Source organism: Leclercia sp. Marseille-Q4284, from assembly GCF_916618945.1.
GTDB lineage: Bacteria > Pseudomonadota > Gammaproteobacteria > Enterobacterales > Enterobacteriaceae > Enterobacter > Enterobacter tamurae.
On the sequence record NZ_CAKAKG010000001.1, the window covers coordinates 2,788,280 to 2,811,701 of the forward strand.

The window sequence follows — 23,422 nt, forward strand, 5'->3', positions numbered from 1 at the left end:
TCACCCTCGCCCCTATGGGGAGAGGGCCGGGGTGAGGGGAAATTACCCCAGAATCCCCTTAATCACCGGTCCTATCGTCTCAAACGCCTGCGGGGAGATAATGTCCACGTGGGCGCAGTCCTGAGAGTAGACCTCCAGCTCTCCTACCCATGGCGTCCAGGCCTGGTGCGGATCCATGGTTCGGGTGCGTTCGGCAACAAACAGCGTCGCTTTGCCGTCAAACTTCGCACTGTGCGCCGTGGTCAGGAGACGCACCGCATCGGCATAGTTGCCTTCGATGGCGCTGAACAACTCCCCGGATGCCTGCCCCTGTTGGGCGGCGAGAAACGCCTGACGCTCACGCTCGATCTCCGCTAATACTTCCGGATCGAGACCGTTAGCCTCTTTTTCGGACCAGTTTTGCGTCTCCGGCGGCCAGGTATCCAGCAGGCCGAGGAACGCTACCTCTTCACCCTGCGCGCGCAGGCGGGCGGCGATGCCCTGCGCCAGCGTGCCGCCCAGCGAATAGCCGAACAGATGATAGGGTCCGTGCGGCTGTTGAGCCCGCAGCGTTGCCAGATGATGCTCGATCACCTCATCCAGGGTGGCGCAGTGCTGCATCGGGCCCGGTCGCGGCGACTGGATACCCACGATTGACCAACGAGGATGGAGGTAGCGCGCCAGGACGCTAAACTGCCAGGCGAATCCGGAGGCCGGATGGAAGCAGAACAGCGTCGGGCCGTGGCTTTCGCGCAGGGGCAATATCGTCTCGTAACCCAGACGCCGGGCCTGCTCGTCGCTGATATCGGATGCCAGCAACGCACTCAGCTTGCCCACCGTCGAGGCTACCATCACCTGGCCGGGGGTAACCTGGCGGGCAAAGTGACGACTCAGGCTGGCGGCAAGGCGCATCGCCAGCAGCGAGTGGCCGCCGAGGGCAAAGAAATCCGCCTCAATATCGTTGATCTCGCAGCCCAGCAGCGTAGAGAACGCCGCGGCAATCGCCCGTTCGGTATCGCTTTCCGGGGCGCGGCCCTGGGTTTTCACCGTTAGTTCCGGCAGCGGCAGCGCCTTGCGATCCAGCTTACCGTTGGCGCTGAGTGGCAACGCGCTGAGCTGCAGCAACACCACCGGCACCATATGCGGCGGCAACTGGGTTTTCAGTTCAGCCAGCAAGGCGTCGCGATCCAGCGGCAGGCCGGACTCCGACACTACGTAGCCCACCAGCTGACGGGCATCGCCGCCGGTGTCCGCCGCCTGGTTGATGACGCAGGCATGGGTCACCGCCTGGGCCACGTCCGGCAGGGTCAGCATCGCCCGGTCGATTTCCCCGAGCTCAATGCGCTGGCCACGAATTTTCAGCTGATCGTCGCTGCGGCCGAGATACTCCACCGCGCCGTTATCCAGCCAGCGGGCCACGTCGCCGGTGCGGTACATGCGCTCGCCCGGCGCGAACGGATCGGCGATAAAGCGGCTGGCGGTCAAATCCGGACGGCCCAGATAGCCCTGCGCCAGCTGGATGCCGGTGAGATAGAGATCCCCCGCCACGCTGAACGGCACCGGACGCATCATCGCATCCAGAATGCGCAGGCCGGTATTCCACACCGGGAAACCGATCGGCACGCTGTTACCTGTAACCAATGCCAGTTCCGGGCCAAAGGCCGGATACCAGCTGACATCCACCGCGGCTTCGGTGGGGCCATACAGGTTATGCAGCGGCGCGTGGGTGAGTTGCTCCCACTCCCGGCACAGGGCGGTTGGCAGGGCTTCGCCGCTGCAGAACACCTGTTTCAGGCTGGCGCAGCAGGCGACGTTTTCCGGGGTCAGCGAGGCGACAAAGGCCGCCAGCATCGACGGGACAAAGTGGGTGGTGGTGACGCCGTACTTCGCGAAGAAATCCTGCATCGCCAGCGGATCGCGGTGCGCTTCCGGCTCGGCCATCACCAGCTTCGCCCCGGCGATAAACGGCCACCAGAACTCCCATACCGAGACGTCAAAGCTGCACGGCGTTTTCTGGGCCACCACGTCGGCGGCGGTGAGCGGGTAGTGGTTTTGCATCCACAGCAGGCGGTTGACGATGGCGGTCTGGCCGACCATCACCCCTTTCGGCCGCCCTGTCGAGCCGGAGGTAAAGATGATATAGGCGGTCTGTTCCGGGGCACTGAGGTTGAGCGGTGCGCTGCTCTCAGCATTGAATAGTGTGTTGTAACTAAACACCGCCACGGGCAGATGGCTGAAGCGCGGGCGCTGGTCGTCAGTAGTGATGAGCAGCGACGGTTTCGCGTCCTCGATCATCATCTGCAGGCGGTCGTCGGGATAGCCGGTGTCCAGCGGCAGCCACGCGGCCCCTGCTTCGACGATGGCGTGCAAGGCCAGGGTCAGGAATACCGAACGCGGTAGCGCCACCGCCACGCTGTCGCCGGGCTTCACGCCCCGGGCACGGAGCTGGTTCGCCAGGGCCACCACCTGCTCGCGCATCTGGCGATAATTCAGTTCGTATTGCGTATCGGCCAGCGCCGGGGCGTCCGGGGTTTTCGCCGCCTGCTCTGCCACCAGCCCGCTCAGGGTGGTGAGCGGCAGAGAAACCGCTGTCTGGTTAATCTTTTCCAGCTGCTGGTATTCGGCCTCGGAAACCGTTTCGGCCTCCCCGCAACGCAGGTCGATATTGGCGGCAAACTGCGCCAATAACCCATGCAGGCGCCCGACGTGGCGCACCAGGGTGGCCTCATCGTAACGCTGCTTGTTGGCGAGGATCTCAATGCTCAGGCCGCCCTCCTCGTCCGGGAACAGTGCTATCTCCAGATCGTTGACCGGGCCGGTGGCGAGAGTGTGAGTCACCGCCTGCACGCCTTCGATATCCAGCTGATAGTCGAAGACCTTGACGTTGAACACCGGGCCAAACAGGGCCTCGTCGCTGGCGGCGCGCCCGCTGTCGCGGACAATCTGCTCGGCGTCGTAACGCTGATGGCGGCGCATCTTTTTCATCTGCCCGGCCAGGCGCTGGGCCAGCTCCGGCAGGGTTTCCAGCGGATTAATGTTTACCGCCAGCGGCAGGACATTCAGCACCGGGCCGGTAGCGGTCAGCGCCGCGGAGCCCATCCGGCGCATAAAGATAAACCCGGCGGCATAGTTCATCCGTCCGGTGAGGCGGGCCAGCCACAGGGCCACCAGCGCCAGGGCGAGGTCGGTGCGCTGGGTCTGGCTGGCCGTCGTCAAACGGCTAAACGCCTGACGATCGGCGGTCAGCTTCAGACGCAGAATATCGGTGGTAGCGGCGCGACCCGGCAGCGGCGCGCTGGAGAGCGATACCGGCGGCGGGAGCTGCTGGCGCTGTTCGCCCCAGAAGGTGCCGTCGCGCACATATGCCTCGCTGTCGCGGTAACGTTGATACTCCTCCACCACCTCCGCAAACGGCGTAAACGGCGATTCCGGCGTGGCGTCGCCGTCAGACCAGGCGCGATAAATGGCGGCGATCTGGCGGGTAATGGCCGGGAAGCTGAAGCCATCCACCACCAGATGGTGATAACGCTGATACCAGTACCAGCGGTTGTCCGCCACCTGAATCAGCAGGTGGAAGGCCAGCGGCTGACCGCTGTCGACGCGCAGGTTCTGGTTAAGATCGGCGTGCATCTGCGCCAGCGCCGCGGCATGCGGATCGGCGTTAGCTCGCAGGTCGATGATCTGCGGTGCCGGCAGAATGACACTCTCGTCCACCCACTGGCGGATCTCGCCGTTGTCTTCGGTAAAACGCATGCGCAGGGTATCGGCCTGCATCATGCCCGCCACCACCGCTTTCGCCAGCAGGGGTGCGTCAATCGGGCCGGTCAGCTCCACGTAATGGGCTACGCTCCAGGCGTTAGGCAGGTCGGAAAGCTGTTCCGCCATCCAGATCCCAGGCTGGGCGGCCACGAGAGGAAGTTGTGCGCTCATGGGTTCACCTGTGCAAAATGGGCCGGGATCAGGGTTTGCCACCGGGCGGCAAGCCACTGCTGACAGGCGTCCTGCGACTGCGGCTCGCACACCACGCGCCAGCCGTCAGGTAAGGCGCACTGCTGCGGCCACAGGCTGTACTGCTGCTGCGCGTTTTGCACAATGGCGAACAGACCCTGCGGATCGTCGAAGGGGTTACTGAATTCCATACCAGACTCCGTCATTAAATAATCGGCTGCCAGAGAGTCATCAGCCCCTGCGTCAGCCCTCCCCGCCAGCAAAGTGCATCATGTCCGCCGTCCACCGGACGCCAGTAAACCGGCTGCTGCGTATGCTGTAGCTCGGCGTACAGCGCCTGACAGGCGCGGTAGATCAGCGGTTCCCGTCGCCCCGCCTCCAGCACAATGCGCAGGCCCCGGGCCGACAGCTGTTGGTTTTTAAGCTGTTCGATAATCTCGCCGTCCTGCTTGCCTCCGCGATGTGGCCACCAGAAGGAGCCCGACTGGCTGAGCACGCAGCCGAAACGCTCCGGCCAGTGCAGCCCGGCATAGAGGGCGGAGAGTCCGCCGAAGCTCTGTCCGGCGACCACCGTGCGGTCGGCGCGATCGCTGAACGGGGCCAGCTTGCGCACCTGCGGAAGGAGTTCCTCCTGCACCGCCAGCCAGAAGTCGGGGTTACAGGGCAGCTCGCGGCTGCGATGGGCGGTGTCGATCACATCGATCAGCACATAGACCGCGGGCGGCAGTTGGCCTGCGGTGGTGAGCGCAGAAAGCGCGGGCCAGACCGGCATGCTTTCAGCCCAGAACTGGCCGTCGAGCAGCACCGCCAGCGGACGTTCCTGAGAGGTATCTTCACCGGTAGTGAAGATCCACACCCGGCGGGTGTTGCCGAGCCTGGCGCTCTGCCAGGAAACAGACTGCGGAGGAATATAAGGGGTGTCAGGCTGATTCCAGCCGGGCTGAACCGGGGCCTCGGGCATCTCCAGCGCCGACACCGGATGGCCGCGTCCGCCGCGCCAGTGCTGGCGGTTAAGCGGATCGGCAATCGCGCGCGGCAGCAGCTTGCGCCAGCCTTCGCGCAGCGCCATGCGGTCCGGCGGATCGGTGGCAAATACCGCCTCACTGAAGTCGTCTTCATTAACAGAGGGGATAAAACAGTAGCTGCCCCGCCAGTGTGGGCTGAACTCGCCCTGCCACTGCCAGACGTCGGTTTCGGCAATGCGCGCCAGCGTCTGCGGACGGGCATTATGATGGTGATCGGTCACGCCGGTGATGTAGAGCCACACCCGCTTCAGGGGCGAAGTCTGCTCTGTTCCGCCCGGATCGCGCCAGCAGAAGGTCACCCGGTAATGGTCCCCTTCCCGTACCCACTCGGGCCCCTGTTTCGACTGCCACCAGGCGTCGCTTCCCGTTTCCAGCGTCGTCACTGATATAACCTCATGACCTGTTCGGTTTTTTTGATTAAAGATAAACAATATCGATAATATTATTGATAACTATTTTCATTTGCAATAGCGTATGGGCGCGCTGTGGGAAGCGCGAACAGTAAATAACCATGCCATGCGCTGCGTACTGACTCAGGGTCGAGGGGTTTTCGCAGACTGCGGGCGATATCCTTCCGCCGCCTCATCCATTCGGGACGGAGCCCTGAGGCATGCGGCATTGAAAAGCAGGACAGACAATGAATAATAAGCTTCACTCACTGGCCTTACTGGTCAATCTGGGGATTTACGGTGTGGCCCTGCCTGCGATGGCAGCCGAAACCGCGGGCAACGAAGACACCATGGTGATCACCGCCGCCGAGCAGAACCTGCAGGCGCCGGGCGTATCGACCATCACCGCCGATGAAATTCGTAAAAACCCGGCAGCACGCGATGTGTCTGAGATCATCCGCACCATGCCCGGCGTAAACCTCACCGGTAACTCCACCAGCGGCCAGCGCGGCAACAATCGCCAGATTGATATCCGCGGCATGGGCCCGGAAAACACCCTGATCCTGATTGACGGTAAGCCGGTAACCAGCCGCAACTCTATCCGTCTGGGCTGGCGCGGCGAGCGTGATACCCGCGGCGATACCGGCTGGGTGCCGCCAGAGATGATCGAGCGCATCGAAGTGATCCGTGGCCCGGCAGCAGCACGATACGGCAACGGCGCGGCGGGTGGTGTGGTGAACATCATCACCAAAAAGGTCAGCAACGAGTGGCATGGCTCCTGGAACACCTATCTGAATGCCCCTGAGCACGACGAAGAGGGCTCCACCAAACGCACCAACTTCAGCCTCAATGGCCCGCTGGGCGGGGATTTCAGCTTCCGTCTGTATGGCAACCTGGATAAAACTCAGGCCGACGCCTGGGACATCAACCAGGGTCATCAGTCTGAACGTACCGGCGCCTACGCCGATACCCTGCCTGCCGGACGCGAAGGGGTCGAGAATAAAGACGTCAACGGCGTGCTGCGCTGGGACTTTGCCCCGATGCAGGCTCTGCAGTTCGAAGCCGGTTACAGCCGCCAGAACAACCTCTACGCGGGCGATACCCAGAACACCAACAACGACAACAGCAGCAACGGGCTGGTGAAGAAGAACTACGGCAAAGAGACCAACCGTCTCTATCGCCAGAACTTCGCCCTGACCTGGACCGGCGGCTGGGATAACGGCATCACCACCAACAACTGGGCGCAGTACGAACATACCCGCAACTCGCGTCTCGGCGAAGGGCTGGCGGGCGGTCTGGAGGGGCTGTTCAACAGCAACACGTTCACCGATACCGACCTGTCCGACGTGATGCTGCACAGCGAAATCAGCCTGCCGATCGACTTTATCGTTAACCAAAACCTGACGCTGGGCGCCGAGTGGGATCAGCAGCGGATGAAGGATATGTCCTCCAACGGCCAGGCCCTGCAGGGCGGTGCGGTTCCGGGGATAAGCGACAGCCGCAGCCCGTACTCCGATGCGGAGATCTTCTCCCTGTTCGCGGAGAACAACATGGAGCTGACCGACAGCACCATGCTGACCCCGGCGCTGCGCTTCGACCATCACTCCATCGTGGGCAACAACTGGAGCCCGTCCCTGAACCTGTCCCAGGGTCTGGGAGATGATTTCACCCTGAAGATGGGCATCGCCCGGGCCTATAAAGCCCCGAGCCTGTACCAGACCAACCCGAACTACCTGCTCTACAGCAAGGGCCAGGGTTGCTACGCAAGTTCCGACGGCGTCGGCTGCTATATGCTGGGTAACGAGGATTTGAAAGCCGAAACCAGCATCAACAAAGAGATCGGCCTGGAGTGGAAACGCGACGGCTGGCTGGCGGGCGTGACCTGGTTCCGTAACGACTATCGCGACAAGATTGAAGCGGGCTATGCCCCGGTGGGGCACACCTCTTCCGGTAAAGTGCAGACCGATATTTACCAGTGGGAAAACGTGCCGAAAGCGGTGGTGGAAGGGCTGGAAGGCACCCTGAACGTGCCGGTCAGCGATACCATCAACTGGACCAACAACATTACGTACATGCTGCAAAGCAAGAACAAGGAGACCGGCGACCGTTTGTCGATCATCCCGGAGTACACGCTGAACTCAACCCTGAGCTGGCAGGTACAGCAGGATGTCTCCCTGCAGTCGACCTTCACCTGGTACGGCAAGCAGCAGCCGAAGAAGTACAACTACAAAGGCCAGCCGGCGAGCGGATCGGAGCTGGACGAAGTGAGTCCGTACAGCATCGTTGGCCTGAGCGCGACCTGGGACGTGACCAAATACGTCAGCCTGACCGGCGGTGTGGATAACGTCTTCGATAAACGCCAGTGGCGTGCGGGGAATGCCCAGACTACCGGGAATGCCACCACCGGGGCCTATATGTATGGCGCAGGGGCGTATACCTATAACGAACCGGGCCGCACCTGGTATATGAGCGTGAATACGCAGTTCTGATAGTTAAAAGCAAAACGGCGACCTGGTCGCCGTTTTGAGGGTCGTACCGTCCATGTACCATAGATAGCAAAGCGCCCGCCAATCTGTTTAAGAACGTTAACCCCAGCGGCAGCTGTCTTTACTCTGGTTGCACTGGCTGCGGCTGCAACAGCGGCCTGATACTCTATTTCTTCATGGTTGCCGTTAAGCCATTTGTACAGGGCGCTGCGCTTCTTCGGTATTCCACTTTGTGTTACAGATAAAGCGAATTAGCAAACAACAGAAAGGCTGGGGCAAAACCCAGCCATTCCGCTCACAGATGAAATGCACCAAATCAGGCTAACTTAATTTTCGGCCTTGCCGGAATGCTTCGCGCGCTTCGTTCAAACTCATAACATTAGCCCCACCTCTGTAGTCTGGTTCTTCAGCCTGAACAGGATCATCTTCCCAGTTGCAAACCGGGCAAATCTCATAACTTCCCTCTTCGGGGAATTCATACTGACCGCAACAAGAGCATGAGTGTACAAGATCCATCATTTTCAAACTTCGCCACCTGAAATCTGATAGTCGAGATCTTCCTGATAGAATTCTTGGCCTAAAATCCCTTCAATGGCTCTAACTTTTTGTTCGGTCAGATTCCACCCCCCAAGCCCCGCAGCAAAGTCGTTATAGTCCTCTTCGCTCCATTCCATAACCTCACTAACTTCAGGAAGTTTTTCTTTAGGTACTTCAACCTCAAAAACAAGTAGTTCATCTACACGATCAAATGCATCAACAGTATAAATAATTGTCATTTTTCTACCCTTCTGGTTGGATCCGCTGGCTTAGTCTGCTCTCCTGATACAGGATCAAACTCCCCGAGATGGTTTCGGCCTGATCGATCATACATTTCAACCGTACCGTGCTGTGAGTCCCACTCGAAAATACGCCCTTTAGAATCCTTCCAACTTGAACGTAATTTTCGGTATTCCACTTTGTGTTGCAGATAAAGCGAATTAGCAAACAACAGAAAGGCTGGGATAAAGCCCAGCCTTTCTGTTCACACATGGGATTTACTCACCGCGAAAGCCGGGTTTACCGTTGGCTTTACGCCATTCTTTAACCAGTTGAACGATACCTTCCGGGCTATCGTCCTGTCCGTCTTCAGGGTAAAAGATAAGGTCCGAACCAGAAGGATGTTCGCATAACCTTACAAACTCCAGGATATTTTCCACATCTTCCTGCTCAGTTTCCCCTTCAGCATTAAAGATTTTACGTACAAAGCCCAAAAATTCGTTCTCGGTATAATCAGAGATTTCTTTCCTATCCATCATATTATTTCCTCGATCCTGCGAGATGTATTTCTATGTGGCGCTTCGGGGTTACAACGCCCATATTATCGACATTGTAGACCTCACCACCTTTGCTTATGAGTTTGATGTGATGTATTTCAAACTTTGTTCTCCCACCGACTCTGCCATCACCAAAAGATACTGGCGCTCTTCCTTTCTGCATATGTCGAATATTTGCTCCCCGAAATTGTCTTGATAGCTCAGGGGTTTTACTGACTTCTTCCCAGAATGCTTCCCTGAATCTGTCAAAGTTTGAGAAGGTATGCCCACGCAGCTTATCGGCAATCTGAGACGGGACAGGCGAGCAGTTGCCCTGATTCGCATCGGCTAACCATATGCCTGTAACCTTCTGACCTTTACCTGTGACTTGTCCCGGATTGTTGCGAATGTAGATATAAATCGGTGGGATAGCGCATACGAGTCGGCGCTTCACTCATCTGTGCAAGCCGCATACGGTCGATGAAATCCTGTTCACCGTCGTTCAGTCGTCCGGGCATCATGCCAACTAAAAAACCGGCAACGGATGCACCTGCACCAGCCGTTGCGATTTCAGCCCCGCGTACCGCCCATGTACCATAGGTAGCAAAGCGCCCGCCAATCTGTTCTAGAACGCTAACCCCAGCGGTAGCTGTCTGTACTCTGGTTGCACTGGCTGCGGCTGCAACAGCGGCCTGATACTCCATTTCCTCATGGTTGCCGTTAAGCCATTTGTACAGGGCGCTGCACTTTTTCGGTATTCCACTTTGTGTAGCAGATAAAGTGAATTAGCAAACAACAGAAAGGCCGGGATAAAGCCCAGCCTTTCTGTTCACACATGTGATTTACTCACCGCGAAAGCCGGGTTTACCATTAGCTTTTCGCCATTCTTTGATTTCTTGAACAATCGCGAGCGGTCCACCTTTCCCTTCTTCCGGGTAGTAAATCAAGTCTGAGCCTGAAGGATGCCCAGAAATCCTTTCAAATTCAGCAACAGCAGCCATATGAGCCTTTTCTGAGGGGTAGGTATCGTTACAGATATCTTCGACAAACTTGAGGAATTCAGCTTCAGTAAAATCAGCGATTTCTTTATGTGCTACCATTTTATTTTCCTTGATGAATTTCTATGTGCCGTTTCGGCGTGGTGACGCTCAAATTATCAACGTCATAAACTGCACCGCCATTTCTAATCTCTTCGATATGGTGAAGCTCATATTTTACCCTTTGCCCAACACTTTCAAATTTTCTGGCATAAGCAGAACGACCATTCTTCATAGTCGCTAAGTTACGGATATCAAATTGACTTGATAACTCAGGGGTTTTACTGACTTCTTCCCAGAATGCTTCCCTAAACCCATCAAAATTGGAGAAGGTACGACCGCGCAGTTTATCGGCTATCTGAGATGGTATCGGCGAGCCGTTGCCCTGATTCGCATCAGCTAACCATGTGCCTGTAACCTTCTGGCCCTTGCCTGTGACTTGCCCCGGATTGTTGCGAATGTAGATATAAATCGGCGGGATGTCTGATACGGGAAGGATGAGAATGTAATCCGCGAAATTCTTCTCATCCGGTGCCGGGGTTGTCGTACTGGTGATCTGAGTTCCATCAGGTAACGGGTTAACGAGTATTGTTCCCGGCAGCCTCGGTGGTGTCTGGTTACCCGTGTTTGTCGGAGTGTTAGCCCCAGAATGATCGGGAGTCCAGATGATGGTTACCGGGCTTTCTTCCTCGGTGGTGAAGGTGTACGCCTGCCGGGTGCTGTCCCACTGCATTTTACGGACCCTCCATTTCTTCATGGTTGCCGTTATGCCACTTGTACAGGGCGCTGCACTTTTTCGGTATTCCACTTTGTGTTGCAGATATAGTGAATTAGCAAACAACAGAAAGGCCGGGATAAAGCCCAGCCTTTCTGTTCACACATGTGATTTACTCACCGCGAAAGCCAGGTTTACCGTTGGCTTTACGCCATTCTTTGACCTGCTGAACGATACCTTCCGGGCTATCGTCCTGTCCGTCTTCAGGGTAAAAGATAAGATCAGAACCTGCGGGATGTTCCGTAAGCCTATTAAATTCTAAAATATTTTTGATGTCTTCACTTTCGGTTGTATTCGCAAAATCGCATAGTCTACGGACAAACTCTAAAAACTCACTTTCAGTATAATCGCTTATGTTTTTCATCTACTCACCTCGATGGATCTCAATATGTCGTTTCGGAGTAACAACTCCAAGATTATCAACGTCGTAAACCTCACCACCTTCGGCTATTGGTTTAATATGGTGAATATCGTATTTGACCTTACCACCAACTTGCTCTGATGTTTTTGGTGCAGGAGCCTTGCCGTTCTTAATATTGCCTAAATTATGTCGTCTAAATTGTTGGCTCAGTTCTGGGTCTTTTGAAACTTCTTCCCAGAATGCTTCCCTGAATCTGTCAAAGTTTGAGAAGGTATGCCCACGCAGCTTATCGGCAATCTGAGACGGGATAGGCGAGCCGTTGCCCTGATTCGCATCGGCTAACCATGTGCCTGTAACCTTCTGGCCCTTGCCTGTGACTTGCCCCGGATTGTTGCGAATGTAGATATAAATCGGCGGGATGTCTGATACGGGAAGGATGAGAATGTAATCCGCGAAATTCTTCTCATCCGGTGCCGGGGTTGTCGTACTGGTGATCTGAGTTCCATCAGGTAACGGGTTAACGAGTATTGTTCCCGGCAGCCTCGGTGGTGTCTGGTTACCCGTGTTTGTCGGAGTGTTAGCACCAGAATGATCGGGAGTCCAGATGATGGTTAGCCAGAATTTCCGGAGTAAGATCGTTGTTGTACTGTTTCATAAGTCCCTCTACTTGTTATAGAAATAATCACAGAGGTCATTTTACAAGCAATAACCATATTCTCAACAAGGATTTGACTTAAGAAAAATTCCCATCGGCGACATTCAATAAACGGTCTTTCATGCTTCCACTACTCTCACCAAAGGGGAGAGGGAACAGTCGGAACGCGTGTGCTACCATGGCGTTCCTTTTTTAGCGGTGAGAAACAGATGTACACCATTTACTCCACGTTTCTTCTGGCCGGGCAAACCGTTCACTGCATCACCTTCGATTCTGCGACCTTTACCGAGGCCGATCTTCTGTGGCTGCCGCACCATCAACAACTGAGCCACGCCGGGCGCAAGCGTAAAGCCGATCATCTGGCCGGTCGGCTCGCCGCGTTTCATGCCCTGAACCGGCAGGCTATTCCTGCCATTGGCAGCAGCGGTGAACCGCTGTGGCCTGCGGGGGTGAGCGGGAGCATTTCCCACAGCGGCAATCAGGCCGTGGCGATCTGCCAGGAAAACAGCCTTGTGGGTATCGATTGTGAGGCTATTATTGACGAAATCGAAGCCCGTGAAATTCAGGACGGCGTGATTGATGCGCAGGAAGCTCAACTCCTGGTCGCGAGTCATCTCCCCTTCGATCTGGCCTTTACCCTCGCCTTCAGCGCCAAAGAGAGCCTGTTCAAAGCCCTGTTCCCTCAGGTGCAGGCGTGGATGGGCTTCGACTGTGCGCGCATCACGGCACTTACCGCCCACACCCTGACCTTAACCCTCACCCGACCTCTCCTGCCCTTTGCACAAAATCAGGCATTTACCGCGCACTGGTGTCAACACGACGCGATGGTAGTGACCCTGATCTGTGCTGCTTAATTGCTCAGGATCGTGATCCTTTTCTCCTTTTAAACAAATTAGCTGCCTAAACCGTAGACAGTTTTATCAGGCAGACTTATCGTTACATTGAATAATAAATCATTATTGAATAAATATTCAATGTGGAGAAAAAGAATGAACACGACCTTTGTAAAATCCGCTTTACTGGCCTCAATGATCGCCGCTTCCGGTTCCCTGTTTGCCGCCGATAACGGACTCATTGCGATCATTACCCCCTCACACGACAACCCGTTCTTCAAGGCAGAAGCCGACGGCGCGGCGGCAAAAGCGAAAGAGCTGGGTTACACCACTCTTGTCGCCTCGCACGACGACGACGTGAACAAACAAAACCAGCTGATTGAGACCGCCATCGCCCGTAAAGCGAAAGCGATCATTCTGGATAACGCCGGGGCGGATGCCACCGTCGGTCCGCTGGAGAAGGCCAAAGCGGCAGGGGTCCCTGCCTTCCTGATCGACCGTGAGATCAACAAAACCGGTATTGCGGTGGCGCAGATTGTGTCGAACAACTATCAGGGGGCCCAGCTTGGTGCAGAGAAGTTCGCCAAACTGCTGGACGGCAAAGGCAAATACGTTGAGCTGCTGGGCCGTCCGTCGGATACCAACGCCCATGTCCGCTCCCAGGGCTATCACGACGTGCTGGATGACTACCCGGACATGAAGATGGTGGCGCAGCAGACCGCTAACTGGAGCCAGACCGAAGCCTTCACCCGTATGGAAGCCATCCTACAGACCAACCCGGATATCGTGGGCGTCATCTCCGGCAACGACACCATGGCGCTGGGTGCCGAAGCGGCGCTGAAAGCCGCCGGAAAAACCAACGTCATTGTGGTCGGCTTTGACGGCAGCGACTACACCCGCGACTCGATCCTGAAAAACGGCAACATCAAAGCCACGGTTCTGCAGCCGGGCTGGGAGCAGGCGCAGATGGCCGTTGAGCAGGCGGATTACTACCTCAAAAACGGCAAAGCGCAAAAAGAGGAGAAACAGCTGATGGATTGCGTGCTGATTGATGAGACCAACGCCAGCAAGCTGAATGTGTTCAATCTCAGCAAATAAGCGGAGGCAGTATGCGGTTAACACAATGGGGCGCCGCGCTGACAGGCGCAGCCGCCCTGTTGCTGACGGCCTGTACGGTGGTGGATCTGGATGAGAACGGCAAGCCAATCATGCCTGCCGATCCCAACGCCAAAGCGAGCTTTGACAACCAGACCCCACAGCAGATCGCGCAACAAACCTGGCAGCCGCGGATCCTCGACGCCGCCAAAAATCATGCCCTGGACGCCAGCGCCCTATCCACTCAGCTGAAGACCCCCTCTGACAAACCGCAGAGCGTCTTTGTGCGCCTCAGCGGCAAAGTGGAGCGCGTGGAGGCGAGCAGTGCCAACGAGCAGAAACTGGTGATGACGGTGAACGGCCAGCCGCTTCAGATCCAGACCGGGCCGGTGATGCGCGGCAACGCCCTGCGCGATGCCGCCGGGTTCCGCTTCGATGAATTTACCAATCAGGTGCAGTACGCCCAGCTCTCCCGGGCGTTGAACCGCGAGGCGGTAAAGCATCTGCCGAAAGTGGATGAGAGCTGGAGCGGCAAAAATGCCACAGTCCTGTTCGCCACCACCCTGACGGGCGGCAAAGCGAATGAAGCGGCAGCGCTGGAACTGAAACAGGAGGCGCCGTGATGAGCGAAAGCCCTGTAGAGGAGATTATCCTCAGCACCCGCGGTATCTCGATGCTGTTCCCCGGTACCGTGGCGCTGGATAAGGTCGATTACCGCGTCTGGCGCGGCAAAGTGAACGTCATTATTGGTGAGAACGGCGCCGGGAAATCGACGCTGATGAAGATCCTTGCCGGGGTGCAGCAGCCCAGCCTCGGCGAGATGTGGCTCAACGGTAAGCAGGTGGCGTTCGCCAGCACCCGTGACGCCGCCGCCCACGGGATCGGCATGGTGCATCAGGAGCTGAACCTGTTTGAAAACCTCAGCGTGGCGGAGAACGTCTTCCTCGGCCGCGAGCTGCAAAAAGGGGTGACGCCGATCAACGAGGCGGAGCAGGAGTCCCGCACCGCGGCGCTGCTGAAACGCCTCGATCAGCCCATCTCCCCGCGCGAGCTGGTCGGCAACCTGAAGGTCGGGCAGCAGCAGCTGATTGAGATTGCCAAGGCGCTGGCCGAGGACGCCGACATCCTGATCCTCGACGAACCCACCTCGGCGCTGAGTAAAACCGAGGTGGAGATCCTGTTTCGGGTGATCCGCGAGCTGACCCGCCAGGGGGTCACCATCATCTATATCTCCCACCGGCTGGAAGAGCTGATGGCGATAGGTGATGTGATCACCATCCTGCGCGACGGCAAATTCCAGGCCGAAGCGAAGGTGCAGGAGATCGACGTGCCCTGGATTGTGCGCGAAATGCTCGGCAGCGACCCGGTGAGCAACTTCCTCGAGCCGGGCCGCACCTTCGGGGCACCGGTGCTGGAGGCGGAACATATCACCTGCGTCAATGCCGCCGGGAATACGGTGGTCAATGACGTCAGCTTCCAGGTGAACGCCGGGGAGATTGTCGGGATTTATGGCCTGATGGGGGCCGGGCGCACCGAGCTGTTCGAGTGCATGCTCGGCACCGAACGCAACTATCTGGGCAAGCTGTGGCTCGACAGCAAACCGGTGCCGCAGCGCTTAACCACCGCCGATCGCATCCGCATGGGGATGAGCCTGGTGCCGGAAGACCGCAAACGCACCGGGATATTTCCGGGCTCGTCGGTGGCCAGCAACCTGACCATCGCCAGCCTCTGGCGCCGCTTGCAGCGTGGTTTCACCATTGCGCAGAAAGCGGAGCAGGCGGTGGTGGCCAGTACCATCGGCAATCTGTCGATCAAGGTCTCCACCCCGGAGGTCGAGATCCAGGCCCTGAGCGGCGGTAATCAGCAAAAAGTGGTGATTGGCCGCTCGCTGCTGACCAATCCGAAGGTGCTGTTTCTCGATGAACCGACGCGCGGCATTGACGTGGGAGCCAAAGCGGACGTGTTTCGCATGATGGTGGAGCTGTCGCAGCAGGGCATCGCGGTGGTCTTCTCCACTTCGGATTTGAAAGAGATTATGGCGGTATCGGACCGCATTCTGGTGATGTCCGGCGGCAAACTGACCGCCGATATTGTTCGCGATCGGGCCGACGAATCGGCACTGGTAACCGCAAGTGCTCAGGGGTTCTAAGATGAAAACAACACAGTCTGTCGCGCTGACGCCGCAAAAAGGGGCCGCGCCTTCCCGGGAAAAACTGCTTCTGCTGCTGTTGAAAATGCGCACCTTCATTGCGCTGTTTTTGATTGTCGGCTTTTTCACCCTGACCGTGCCGGGCTTTCTCTCGGCGGGCAGTCTGGTGATCATGATTAAGCATATCGCCATCAACGCCTTCCTGGCGCTGGGGATCACCTTCGTGATCATCACCGCCGGGATCGACCTGTCGATCGGTGCCACGCTGGGGCTGTGCGGGATGATCGCCGGGTGGATGATCACCAAAGGGATCGTGCTGCCGATGTTTGGCATCGCCATCTTCCCGAGCGTGTGGGTGATTGTGCCCGTGGTGCTGCTGATTGGCGCGCTAATAGGCGCGATGAATGGCTGGATCATCACCCGCTATAACGTCGCCCCCTTTATCTGCACCCTCGGCACCATGTACGTCCTGCGCGGGGCGTCGATGCTCACCTCCGACGGCCAGACCTTCCCGGGTCTCTCTGGCAATCCGCAACTGGGGAATACCGGCTTCGATGAGATTGGTGCCGGAACGCTGCTCGGCATTCCGTGGGCCATCTGGATGATGATCGTGCTGGCGCTGGTGATCGCCTATATCGCCCGCCGTCTGCCGTTTGGCCGCCACGTCTACGCCATCGGCGATAACGAGCGCGCGGCGGAACTCTCCGGCGTGCGGGTCAAGCAGGTAAAAGTGCTGGTCTATACCCTGTCGGGATTCTGCGCCGCCATCGCCGGGATTGTGGTCTCCGCGCAATTGCTGGCCAGTCACCCGGCCAACGGCACCGCCTTTGAGATGAACGCCATCGCCGCGGTGGTACTGGGTGGCACCTCGCTGGCAGGCGGGCGCGGCACCATTCTCGGCACCCTGATTGGCGCCTTCGTGATCGGCTTCCTCGCCGACGGCCTGGTGATGATGGGAGTCAGCGAGTTCTGGCAGATGGTGATCAAAGGGATCGTGATTATCGTGGCGGTGATCATCGACCAGATGCAAAACCGGATGCAGCAGAAGGCAGCCGTGGTGGCGCAGAAAGCGGTGATGGAAGGGAGGTAAAAGCAAAACGGCAACGCAAGTTGCCGTTTTTAGTGTTTGCACCCTCGGACCAAAGGAGAGGGTCGGGGTGAGGGCATCAAGCCGCACCGCTTTGCCTGATTACCCTTTCAACAAACTCCGCGCCGTCGGGTAATCGGTGATCAGCACATCGATATACTTCCCGACCAGCGCCCCGTGAATGGCATTGCGTTTTTCGGCGCCACCGGCCAGGGCAATCACCTGCGGACAGGCGCGGATCTGCGCCAGCTCCATGCCAATCACCGGGTCCTCTTCCGGGCTAAGCACCGGCTCGCCTTTCGCATCGTAGTAATGCAGGCAGATATCCCCTACCGCCCCGCGTTCGGCCAGTAGCTTGAGCATCTCTTCGGTGTAATAGTTGCCGGAGTTTTTCAGCAGCTGCGACGGCTCCAGCTCGCCAATGCCGACAATCGCCACGTCCACTTCGGCAAACTTGCCCACCACCGCCGCCACGTCCGGGCTGCTCACCAGCCGGGCGCGCTCCTCCACCGAGTGTTCAATACTCTGGGACGGCAACAGTCCCGCCGGACAGCCGAGGTGCGCCGCCAGCTGCTGGGTCAGAATGGTGGCCTGCACGTTGCCGTTCGGCCCGACGCCGCCTAACAGCTGGATCACTCCGGCGGCGCGGATATTCTGCGGGTGCATCTCATCCACCATGCAGCGGATGGTGCTGCTCCAGGAGGAGATCCCCACCAGGTCTTCCGGGCGCAGACGGGTTTCGACATAGTGCGCCGCCGCGCTGCCGATGGAGTGCTTGATCTGGGCGTTGGTCGGGTCTTCGCCTACGTCCACCACGATGGCCTGGCGGATGCCGTACTGATCTTCAAGCGCCTTTTCCAGCGAGACAAAAATGTTGGTCGGTTGCACCACGGTAATTTTGACCAGCCCCTCTTTCTGGCAGCGGGTCAGCGCCCGCGAGACAAAGGACTGCGAGAGATGCAGCAGCGAGGCAATCTCGGACTGCTTTTTATTCTCGCTGTAGTAAAGTGTGGCGATCTTGACCAGCAGTCGCTGTTCATCCTGCTTCGACATAACGTTCCCCTTAATCGGCTGTCGTTATTTTTATTCATCACTGAATATTTAACAAGCCAACGCCGCCGCGATCCGCCGGGCAAATGTGATCCTTTTCTCTTTTCTTCGAAATATGCCTGCGCAAACCGTAGACAAACGCCTGAGCCGGGCATATCTTACTATCATGAATAATAAATCAGCATTGAATATATATTCAAAGCGGTCATAGCTCCCTGCTCTGACAACGAGAACAGGGAAAAAACGTACCCGGCTGGAATAATTATTCACAACAGATTATAAATTCAGGAGGTATGTTATGAATCCGTTTTCGCTCTCCATCGCGGAGCTCGAAACCCGGGCGCGCTCGATTCGTCGCAAGATCATCGTGCTGAATGCCGAAAGCCCGGCGGGCGGCCATACCGGGGCCGATCTTTCGCAGGTCGAACTGCTCACCGCCCTCTATTTCCGCATTCTGAACTGCTCCCCGCAGCTGAAGGAGAGCGATGAACGCGATATCTACATCCAGTCGAAAGGCCACGCGGTGGGCGGCTATTACTGCGTGCTGGCCGAAGCCGGGTTTATCCCCGTCGAGTGGCTTTCCACCTATCAGCATGCCGACTCTCACCTGCCGGGCCATCCGGTGAAACACAAAACGCCAGGCATTGAGCTGAATACCGGCGCGCTGGGCCATGGTCTGCCGGTGGCGGTGGGGATCGCCCTGGCGGCGAAACGCAGCAACAGCAAACGCCGGGTGTTCGTGGTAACCGGGGATGGCGAACTGGCGGAAGGCAGCAACTGGGAAGCCGCGCTGGTGGCCGCCCATTACCAGCTGGATAACCTGTTTATTATCAACGACAAAAACAACCTTCAGCTGGCGGGCTCTACCAAAGAGATCCTCAATACCGACCCGCTGGATGCGAAATGGAAAGCGTTCGGCCTGGAAGTGACCGGCTGCAACGGCAACGACATGGCGGATGTGGTCGCCACCCTCGAAGGCCTGAAGCCCAACGGCAAACCGCATGTGGTGATCGCCCACACCACCAAAGGCGCGGGGATCTCGTTTATCCAGGGACGGCCTGAATGGCACCACCGGGTGCCGAAAGGGGAAGAAATTGAACTGGCGCTGGAGGAACTGAAAGATGAGTAATAGCGAACACCTTGCCACGGTGATGGTTAATGCCTTTATCGATGCCGTCGATCGCGGCGTGGATCTGGTCCCGGTGGTGGCAGACTCCACCTCGACGGCAAAAATCGCCCCCTTTATGCAGCGCTTTCCGGGCCGACTGGTCAACGTCGGCATCGCCGAGCAGACGCTGGTGGGTGCTGCCGCCGGGCTGGCGATTGGCGGCAAGATTGCCGTCACCTGCAACGCCGCGCCGTTTTTGATCTCGCGCGCTAACGAGCAGATCAAAGTCGACATCTGCTACAACAACACCAACGTCAAGCTGTTTGGCCTGAACGCCGGCGCCAGCTACGGCCCGCTCGCCAGCACCCACCACAGCATCGACGATATCGCCATTATGCGCGGCTTCGGCAACATTGAGATTTATGCCCCGTCGAGCCCCAACGAGTGCCGTCAGATCATCGACTACGCCCTTGACCACGTCGGCCCGGTCTATATCCGTCTCGACGGGAAAAACCTGCCGGAACTGCACGATGAAAGCTACCGGTTTGCGCCGGGCAAGATTGACGTTCTGCGAACGGGCCAGGATGTGGCGCTGGTGGCCATGGGTTCTACCGTACATGAAATAGTGGAAGCCGCCGCACAACTCGCGGAAGAAGGTATTGACGCCACTGTTATCAACGTTCCATCTATTCGTCCCTGTGATACCCAACAGCTGCTGGCAGCCATAGGATCCTGCAAGGCGGTGGTGAGCGTCGAGGAGCATAACGTCAACGGCGGCGTCGGTAGCCTGGTGGCGGAAGTGCTGGCCGAAGCTGGCTGCGCCATCCCGCTGAAACGCCTTGGGATCCTGGATGGACAATATGCGATTGCCGCCGACAGAGCGTCAACGCGGGCACGCCATGAGATTGATGTCGCCGGAGTGGTGAAACACGCCCGGGAAATGATCGCGCGACTGGCTTCCTGAAAATAACAACAACATCTTACTGGAGAAATGCAATGTCCCGAATTCCTCAACAACTGACGATGGGCGTGATCATCGGCAACCGCGGATTTTTCCCGAGCTATCTGGTGGCAGAAGCGCGCGAGCAGGCGATTGCCCTGTTTGGCCGTCTGGGTATCAACACCATCATGCTCGATCCCAGCCAGACCGAACTCGGCGGCGTCGAAACCCGTCAGGATGCCAAAGTCTGCGCCGAACTGTTTCGCGCTCATCGCGATCGCATTCACGGCGTGGTAGTGCTGTTGCCCAACTTCGGCGATGAAAAAGCGATTGCGGAAACCCTGCGTCTCTCCGGCCTGAACGTGCCGGTGCTGGTCCAGGCCGAGGAGGACAACCTCGACAAAATGGGGCTGGCAACCCGCCGGGACAGTTTCTGCGGCAAGATCTCCCTGTGCAACAACCTGCGTCAGTACGGCATTCCGTTCACCCTCACTACCCAGCACGTCTGCGCTCTGACCGGCGAGGTATTTGAGCAGGATTTGCGGCGCTTCGAACAGGTGTGCCGCGTGGTCACCAGCATGCGCGGCGTGCGCGTGGGGGCGATCGGTGCCCGTCCGGCAGGCTTTAACACCGTGCGCTACAGCGAGAAACTGCTGGAACGCCTGGGCATTGCGGTGGAAACCCTCGACCTGTCTGAAGTCTTTACCCGGATTAAAACCCTGCGCGATGACGATATCCGTGTGGATGAAAAACGCCGGATCCTGATCGACAATGCCGATGCCAGCCGTATTCCAGCCGACAAGCTGGTGACCATGGCGAAGCTGTTTGTGGTGATCAGTGAGTGGGTGGTCGCCAACGACATTGATACCACCGCTATTCAGTGCTGGACCTCCCTGCAGGAGAACCTCGGAATTAACGTCTGCTCAATCATGAGCGTGATGTCCGGGCAGCTGATGCCGAGCGCCTGTGAAGTGGACGTGATGGGAGCGCTGTCGATGTTCGCCCTGGCCAGCAGCAATATGAATCCGGCCTCGATTGCCGACTGGAATAACAACTTCGGCGACGATCGCGACAAATGCGTTCTGTTCCACTGCGGCAACTTCGCCGCCTCCAGCCTCGAATCCCCACATATGGGGACCGCCGATATCATCGGCACCACCGTCGGGAAAGAGAACACCTGCGGCGCGGTTCATGGGCGTCTGAAAAGCGGTCCACTGACCTACTTCCGCCTGAGCACCGACGATCTCACCGGGGAGATCAAAGCGTACGTCGGCCAGGGACAGTCGGTGGACGATCCGCTGGATACGGTGGGCTGCCGGGCGGTGATCCAGGTTCCGCATCTGGAGAACCTGCTGAACTGGATCTGCCGTAACGGCTTTGAGCACCACGTGGCGATGAACCACTCCGCCACCGCGGAGATCCTGCATGAGGCCTTCACCCGCTACCTCGGCGTCTCAACTTATCTCCATCGTTAAGGCCGGAGGCCGCTATGTCGGTGAACAAGGACATCATTATTGCCCTCGACGAGGGCACCACCAATGCCAAAGCGGTGGCGCTGGACGCAAACGGGCACGTGGTGGCGAGCTTCTCCCGGGCGCTGGCGATCCAGACCCCGCACGAAGGCTGGGTGGAGCAATCCGCTGAACTGCTGGTTGAAGCCTCGCTTGAGGTGGTGGCCCGGGCTGTTGCCACCGTCGGAGTAGACCGGGTTGCCGCCCTGGCGATCAGCAATCAGCGTGAAACCGTGGTGGGCTGGGATCGGGCAACCGGCAAGCCCATTGCCCCGGCGCTCAGTTGGCAGTGCTCCCGCACCGCGGCCTTTTGCCACCAGCTGCGTGAGCAGGGCCACGGACCGAACATCAAAGCAGCGACCGGCTTACCCATCGCGCCGCTGTTTTCGGCCTCCAAAATGCGCTGGCTACTGGATAACACCCCCGACGGTGCGCAGCGTGCCGCCCGGGGCGAGATTTGCCTCGGCACTGTCGACAGCTGGCTACTGTGGAACCTGACCCAGGGTCAGGCCTTCAGCTGCGACTATGCCAACGCCGCCCGCACCCAGCTGATGAATCTGCACGCTGCGGACTGGGACCCGGAGATGCTGGCGCTGTTTGCCATCCCACGAGCAGCGCTACCGGATATCAAGCCCTCCAGCGGCCTGTTTGGTTACACCCGCGGCTGCCCGTCGATCCCGGACGGACTGCCGGTGATGGCGATGATCGGTGATTCCCACGCCGCGCTGTTTGCTCACGGTCTGGGCGCCGAAGGTTGCGTGAAAGCCACCTACGGCACCGGTTCGTCAGTGATGGCGCCGGTCTCCTCCGCCGACTGCGGCGTCAGCGCCCTGGCGACTACCGTGGCGTGGCATGACGGTGACAATCTGGTCTACGGTCTGGAGGGCAATATTCCGCACACCGGCGATGCGGTGGCGTGGATGGCGGACAGCACCGGCTTAAGCGAGCTGTCGCAGGCGGAACTGGCCCATGAGCTGAACACCCTCCCCCGCTCGGTGGATTCGACCCTCGGGGTCTACTTTGTGCCGGCTCTGACCGGCCTCGGCGCACCCTGGTGGGATGAAAACGCCCGCGGCATGATCCACGGCCTGAGCCGGGGGGTGAAGCGAGCGCACCTGATCCGCGCGGCGCTGGAGTCGATCGCCTATCAGATTGCCGACGTGGTGCTGGCGATGCGCGTTCATCCGGGCTTTAGCCTGAACGCGCTGATGGTCGACGGCGGGCCGACGAAAAACGACTGGCTGATGCAGTATCAGGCGGACCTGCTCGGCTGCCCGGTGATGCGCAGCGACGTCGCTGAACTTTCCGCGATGGGGGCAGCGCTGCTGGCGCGAAAGACACTACTCAATCTGACCACTACGCAGCTGCGCCAGTATCTGCCGGAACATGTGACTTTTACGCCGGATATGGCGCGTCACGTCCGGTTGCAGACCCGCTGGCAGGCATGGCAGGAGACGGTTGCGCGGGTCAGGACGTAAAAATGCCCCGCCTGGCTCATCACCAGACGGGGCAAAAAAACGGGTGCCTGTACCAGACCGACAATCGGATAAGCGGGGATTGCTATTCGCGCAAAGAATTGGAGTAATGCTTATTGATATCCGGTAGGCAGAGCTGCCTGTACGGCAGTAAACATTACAGGTAGTGCTGTCCTGATGCTCTGGTATTTCTAGGCTGCCTGCACGGCAGTGAACAAACGACATGT

General features: G+C 58.3%; 23 protein-coding genes and 1 CRISPR repeat array (1 of these 24 only partly in view). Of the genes, 10 read left to right on the forward strand and 13 right to left on the reverse strand.

Annotated features, from left to right (window positions below):
• Positions 1–42: 42 nt before the first annotated feature.
• The 3 genes from entF to fes are packed head-to-tail and all read right to left on the reverse strand — an operon-like array spanning position 43 to position 5,335.
• Positions 43–3,909: an enterobactin non-ribosomal peptide synthetase EntF gene (gene entF / locus LG383_RS13220; protein WP_225759324.1), complete on the reverse strand. Its 3,867-nt coding sequence runs from the start codon at positions 3,907–3,909 to the stop codon at positions 43–45.
• The gene (locus LG383_RS13225; RefSeq protein ID WP_166181817.1) at positions 3,906–4,118 is read right to left on the reverse strand and encodes an MbtH family NRPS accessory protein; all 213 of its coding nucleotides are present in this window, start codon (positions 4,116–4,118) and stop codon (positions 3,906–3,908) included. Before LG383_RS13225 ends, entF begins: the two co-directional genes overlap by 4 nt.
• A gap of 14 nt (positions 4,119–4,132) precedes the next feature.
• Complete coding sequence (fes, locus tag LG383_RS13230; RefSeq protein WP_225759325.1) at positions 4,133–5,335, reverse strand: enterochelin esterase; 1,203 nt, start codon at positions 5,333–5,335, stop codon at positions 4,133–4,135.
• Between the two features lie 254 nt (positions 5,336–5,589).
• On the opposite strand from fes, the gene LG383_RS13235 reads away from it, so the two are divergent.
• Positions 5,590–7,830 (forward strand): TonB-dependent siderophore receptor, encoded by a 2,241-nt coding sequence (locus LG383_RS13235; RefSeq protein WP_225759326.1) that lies wholly within the window; start codon positions 5,590–5,592, stop codon positions 7,828–7,830.
• A gap of 318 nt (positions 7,831–8,148) precedes the next feature.
• Here the strand turns inward: LG383_RS13235 and LG383_RS13240 are convergent, their stop codons facing one another.
• From LG383_RS13240 to LG383_RS13275, 9 genes are all read right to left on the reverse strand, one after another.
• A complete protein-coding gene (locus LG383_RS13240; protein ID WP_320530791.1) occupies positions 8,149–8,346 on the reverse strand; it encodes a CPCC family cysteine-rich protein in 198 nt (65 codons plus the stop codon).
• 2 nt (positions 8,347–8,348) lie between these two features.
• Positions 8,349–8,603, reverse strand: coding sequence for a pyocin S6 family toxin immunity protein (locus LG383_RS13245; protein ID WP_166181814.1), 255 nt, complete (start codon positions 8,601–8,603; stop codon positions 8,349–8,351).
• On the reverse strand, positions 8,600–8,782 hold the full coding sequence (locus LG383_RS13250) for a colicin E3/pyocin S6 family cytotoxin (RefSeq protein ID WP_225759327.1): 183 nt from the start codon (positions 8,780–8,782) through the stop codon (positions 8,600–8,602). Before LG383_RS13250 ends, LG383_RS13245 begins: the two co-directional genes overlap by 4 nt.
• Before the next feature lie 79 nt (positions 8,783–8,861).
• Positions 8,862–9,119: a bacteriocin immunity protein gene (locus LG383_RS13255; RefSeq protein ID WP_139565432.1), complete on the reverse strand. Its 258-nt coding sequence runs from the start codon at positions 9,117–9,119 to the stop codon at positions 8,862–8,864.
• Positions 9,120–9,123: 4 nt separating this feature from the next.
• Complete coding sequence (locus tag LG383_RS23030) at positions 9,124–9,573, reverse strand: HNH endonuclease signature motif containing protein (RefSeq protein ID WP_341850036.1); 450 nt, start codon at positions 9,571–9,573, stop codon at positions 9,124–9,126.
• Between the two features lie 388 nt (positions 9,574–9,961).
• Positions 9,962–10,219 carry a bacteriocin immunity protein gene (locus LG383_RS13260; RefSeq protein WP_225759328.1) on the reverse strand — a complete coding sequence of 86 codons (258 nt, stop codon included), beginning with the start codon at positions 10,217–10,219 and terminating at the stop codon, positions 9,962–9,964.
• Position 10,220: 1 nt separating this feature from the next.
• On the reverse strand, positions 10,221–10,913 hold the full coding sequence (locus LG383_RS13265) for an S-type pyocin domain-containing protein (protein ID WP_225759329.1): 693 nt from the start codon (positions 10,911–10,913) through the stop codon (positions 10,221–10,223).
• A 130-nt stretch (positions 10,914–11,043) separates the two neighbouring features.
• Complete coding sequence (locus tag LG383_RS13270; protein ID WP_225759330.1) at positions 11,044–11,295, reverse strand: bacteriocin immunity protein; 252 nt, start codon at positions 11,293–11,295, stop codon at positions 11,044–11,046.
• Positions 11,296–11,928, reverse strand: coding sequence for an S-type pyocin domain-containing protein (locus tag LG383_RS13275; protein WP_225759537.1), 633 nt, complete (start codon positions 11,926–11,928; stop codon positions 11,296–11,298). It abuts the gene before it with no gap.
• A gap of 228 nt (positions 11,929–12,156) precedes the next feature.
• Here LG383_RS13275 and entD point away from each other — a divergent pair, with 228 nt between their 5' ends.
• From entD to LG383_RS13300, 5 genes are all read left to right on the forward strand, one after another.
• The gene (entD, locus tag LG383_RS13280) at positions 12,157–12,801 is read left to right on the forward strand and encodes an enterobactin synthase subunit EntD (protein ID WP_225759331.1); all 645 of its coding nucleotides are present in this window, start codon (positions 12,157–12,159) and stop codon (positions 12,799–12,801) included.
• Positions 12,802–12,936: 135 nt separating this feature from the next.
• Entirely contained in the window at positions 12,937–13,878 is a 942-nt protein-coding gene (locus LG383_RS13285; protein WP_166181810.1) for a D-ribose ABC transporter substrate-binding protein, read from the forward strand.
• Positions 13,879–13,889: 11 nt separating this feature from the next.
• The gene (locus tag LG383_RS13290; protein WP_106992273.1) at positions 13,890–14,498 is read left to right on the forward strand and encodes a DUF2291 family protein; all 609 of its coding nucleotides are present in this window, start codon (positions 13,890–13,892) and stop codon (positions 14,496–14,498) included.
• Positions 14,498–16,024, forward strand: a complete 1,527-nt coding sequence (locus tag LG383_RS13295; RefSeq protein WP_225759332.1) for a sugar ABC transporter ATP-binding protein — start codon at positions 14,498–14,500, stop codon at positions 16,022–16,024. The genes LG383_RS13290 and LG383_RS13295 overlap by 1 nt, the downstream gene beginning before the upstream one ends.
• Position 16,025: 1 nt before the next feature.
• Complete coding sequence (locus tag LG383_RS13300) at positions 16,026–17,114, forward strand: ABC transporter permease (protein ID WP_225759333.1); 1,089 nt, start codon at positions 16,026–16,028, stop codon at positions 17,112–17,114.
• A 99-nt stretch (positions 17,115–17,213) separates the two neighbouring features.
• Here LG383_RS13300 and LG383_RS13305 read toward each other — a convergent pair whose 3' ends face one another.
• Positions 17,214–18,164, reverse strand: a complete 951-nt coding sequence (locus LG383_RS13305; RefSeq protein WP_225759334.1) for a sugar-binding transcriptional regulator — start codon at positions 18,162–18,164, stop codon at positions 17,214–17,216.
• A gap of 295 nt (positions 18,165–18,459) precedes the next feature.
• Here LG383_RS13305 and LG383_RS13310 point away from each other — a divergent pair, with 295 nt between their 5' ends.
• From LG383_RS13310 to LG383_RS13325, 4 genes are read left to right on the forward strand one after another with little or no spacing between them, the layout of a single operon-like run.
• On the forward strand, positions 18,460–19,290 hold the full coding sequence (locus LG383_RS13310) for a transketolase (protein ID WP_166181807.1): 831 nt from the start codon (positions 18,460–18,462) through the stop codon (positions 19,288–19,290).
• A complete protein-coding gene (locus LG383_RS13315; protein ID WP_225759335.1) occupies positions 19,283–20,233 on the forward strand; it encodes a transketolase family protein in 951 nt (316 codons plus the stop codon). The genes LG383_RS13310 and LG383_RS13315 overlap by 8 nt, the downstream gene beginning before the upstream one ends.
• A gap of 32 nt (positions 20,234–20,265) precedes the next feature.
• A complete protein-coding gene (locus tag LG383_RS13320) occupies positions 20,266–21,684 on the forward strand; it encodes an L-fucose/L-arabinose isomerase family protein (RefSeq protein WP_225759336.1) in 1,419 nt (472 codons plus the stop codon).
• Positions 21,685–21,698: 14 nt separating this feature from the next.
• Positions 21,699–23,198: an FGGY family carbohydrate kinase gene (locus tag LG383_RS13325; protein ID WP_225759337.1), complete on the forward strand. Its 1,500-nt coding sequence runs from the start codon at positions 21,699–21,701 to the stop codon at positions 23,196–23,198.
• A gap of 125 nt (positions 23,199–23,323) precedes the next feature.
• A CRISPR array of direct repeats spans positions 23,324–23,422; the repeat unit is 28 nt; it runs 1,009 nt beyond the window's last position.

Bases quoted from the DNA above. Each gene is read 5' to 3' on its own strand.
- LG383_RS13325 (WP_225759337.1), top strand. From the start codon at position 21,699: ATGTCGGTGAACAAGGACATCATTATTGCCCTCGACGAGGGCACCACC.
- LG383_RS13240 (WP_320530791.1), bottom strand. From the start codon at position 8,346: ATGATGGATCTTGTACACTCATGCTCTTGTTGCGGTCAGTATGAATTC.
- LG383_RS13260 (WP_225759328.1), bottom strand. From the start codon at position 10,219: ATGGTAGCACATAAAGAAATCGCTGATTTTACTGAAGCTGAATTCCTC.
- LG383_RS13300 (WP_225759333.1), top strand. From the start codon at position 16,026: ATGAAAACAACACAGTCTGTCGCGCTGACGCCGCAAAAAGGGGCCGCG.
- LG383_RS13265 (WP_225759329.1), bottom strand. From the start codon at position 10,913: ATGAAGAAATGGAGGGTCCGTAAAATGCAGTGGGACAGCACCCGGCAG.
- LG383_RS13290 (WP_106992273.1), top strand. From the start codon at position 13,890: ATGCGGTTAACACAATGGGGCGCCGCGCTGACAGGCGCAGCCGCCCTG.
- LG383_RS13295 (WP_225759332.1), top strand. From the start codon at position 14,498: ATGAGCGAAAGCCCTGTAGAGGAGATTATCCTCAGCACCCGCGGTATC.
- entF (WP_225759324.1), bottom strand. From the start codon at position 3,909: ATGAGCGCACAACTTCCTCTCGTGGCCGCCCAGCCTGGGATCTGGATG.
- LG383_RS13255 (WP_139565432.1), bottom strand. From the start codon at position 9,119: ATGGATAGGAAAGAAATCTCTGATTATACCGAGAACGAATTTTTGGGC.
- entD (WP_225759331.1), top strand. From the start codon at position 12,157: ATGTACACCATTTACTCCACGTTTCTTCTGGCCGGGCAAACCGTTCAC.
- LG383_RS13225 (WP_166181817.1), bottom strand. From the start codon at position 4,118: ATGGAATTCAGTAACCCCTTCGACGATCCGCAGGGTCTGTTCGCCATT.
- LG383_RS13315 (WP_225759335.1), top strand. From the start codon at position 19,283: ATGAGTAATAGCGAACACCTTGCCACGGTGATGGTTAATGCCTTTATC.
- LG383_RS13245 (WP_166181814.1), bottom strand. From the start codon at position 8,603: ATGACAATTATTTATACTGTTGATGCATTTGATCGTGTAGATGAACTA.
- LG383_RS13305 (WP_225759334.1), bottom strand. From the start codon at position 18,164: ATGTCGAAGCAGGATGAACAGCGACTGCTGGTCAAGATCGCCACACTT.
- LG383_RS13320 (WP_225759336.1), top strand. From the start codon at position 20,266: ATGTCCCGAATTCCTCAACAACTGACGATGGGCGTGATCATCGGCAAC.
- LG383_RS13235 (WP_225759326.1), top strand. From the start codon at position 5,590: ATGAATAATAAGCTTCACTCACTGGCCTTACTGGTCAATCTGGGGATT.
- LG383_RS13285 (WP_166181810.1), top strand. From the start codon at position 12,937: ATGAACACGACCTTTGTAAAATCCGCTTTACTGGCCTCAATGATCGCC.
- LG383_RS13310 (WP_166181807.1), top strand. From the start codon at position 18,460: ATGAATCCGTTTTCGCTCTCCATCGCGGAGCTCGAAACCCGGGCGCGC.
- LG383_RS13270 (WP_225759330.1), bottom strand. From the start codon at position 11,295: ATGAAAAACATAAGCGATTATACTGAAAGTGAGTTTTTAGAGTTTGTC.